The 1301-nt window shown below is 76.3% G+C and carries 2 protein-coding genes; one reads left to right on the forward strand and one right to left on the reverse strand.

What is annotated here, in order from left to right; genetic code table 11:
- The coding region (locus tag M878_RS49365; RefSeq protein ID WP_078630448.1) for an NsdA family TPR-like regulatory protein at nucleotides 1-416 on the forward strand (416 nt) is incomplete at its 5' end.
- A 17-nt stretch (nucleotides 417-433) separates the two neighbouring features.
- On the opposite strand, the gene M878_RS80285 is transcribed toward M878_RS49365, so the two are convergent.
- The coding region (locus M878_RS80285; RefSeq protein ID WP_023551319.1) for an FAD-dependent oxidoreductase at nucleotides 434-1301 on the reverse strand (868 nt) is incomplete at its 5' end.

Below are 1301 nucleotides of genomic sequence, written 5' to 3' on the forward strand. Positions count from 1 at the left end.
CGGCGGCGCTCGTGCGGGCCGAGCGCGCCCTGGAGGCGGCCCGGCCCGGGGACGAGGTGCCGTACTGGGCCAAGTTCTTCGACGAGGCGCAGCTCGCCGACGAGTTCGGGCACTGCCACCGGGATCTGCAGCAGTTCCGGGCAGCCGCGCAGCACGCCGAGCGCTCCCTCCAGCTCCGCGCGCCCTCCTACGCCCGCAGCCGCCTCTTCTGCCGGGTCGTCCTCGCCACGGCCCGCCTCGGCCTCGGCGAACTGGACCAGGCGTGTGCGCTCGCCGCGGAGGCCGCCGGCCAGGCCGCGGAGATGCGGAGCGCTCGCGCGATCGAGTACGTGAGGGACTTCGAGCGCCGGCTGGAGCCGTATCGGGATGCGGCGCCGGTGCGGGGGTATCGGGAGAAGGTGGCGGCGTTGGGTTAGCGCCCCTTCCGGGGCGCCTACGCAGCCCTTGGCAGAGTGGGTGCCGGATCCGCGCGATGCAGGGAGCCCGCGGCGCCCAGGTCCGCCAGCATCGCCGCAGCCGCTCGGCGGGCCGAGTGCAGCGCGCCCTGGACCGTGCTGGTGTCGCGGTGGTCGCCGCAGACGTACAGGCCGGCGAGCAGCCGTACCGGGCGGCGCAGGTCGTGCGGCGGGCGCATCGCCGGGACCGCCGCCGGTGTGTGGTGTACGGCCAGGGTCTCCCAGCGGCGCGTCGAGGTGCGGTAGAGGCGGGAGAGGTGGATGCGGACCGCGGTGTCGACCCCTTCGGGCGGTGTGCCGAGGACCGTCGAGGAGATCAGCACCCGGCCGGCCGGCGCCCGGCTAGGGTCCACGTTGCTGAGCACCGCGGTGTGGGCCACCGGTCCGCCGCGGTCGGCGTCGAGCAGCAGCGAGGTGCCCGTCGCGAAGGCCGCCGCCGGGTCGTCGGTGGTGTGGTGGACCACGGTCACCGGGTGGAAGTCCGGCACCCTGAGGCCCGGCAGCAGCTCCGCCGCGGCCCGCGCGTCCGTCGCGAGCAGTACCGCCCGGCAGCGGATCTCGCCGTGCTCGGCGGTGGTCACCGAGGTGGTGCACACCGAGGTCACGCGCACGCCGGTGCGCACGGTGCCGGGCGGCAGCGCCTGCGCCAGCAGCTCGGGCAGCACGTCCGCGCCGCCCTCCGGCACACAGAGCCGGCCGCTCGCGAAGGAGCGCAGCGCGAGGTCGGCGCACCTGCTGGAGGTGGTCAGCTCCGGGTCGCACAGCAGCGTGGCGAGCAGCGGGCGCAGGAAGCCGTCGACGGTGCGTGGCGGCATCCCGCGCTGGGCGAGGGCCTGGCCGGCGGGC

The organism is Streptomyces roseochromogenus subsp. oscitans DS 12.976 (genome assembly GCF_000497445.1).
GTDB lineage: Bacteria > Actinomycetota > Actinomycetes > Streptomycetales > Streptomycetaceae > Streptomyces > Streptomyces oscitans.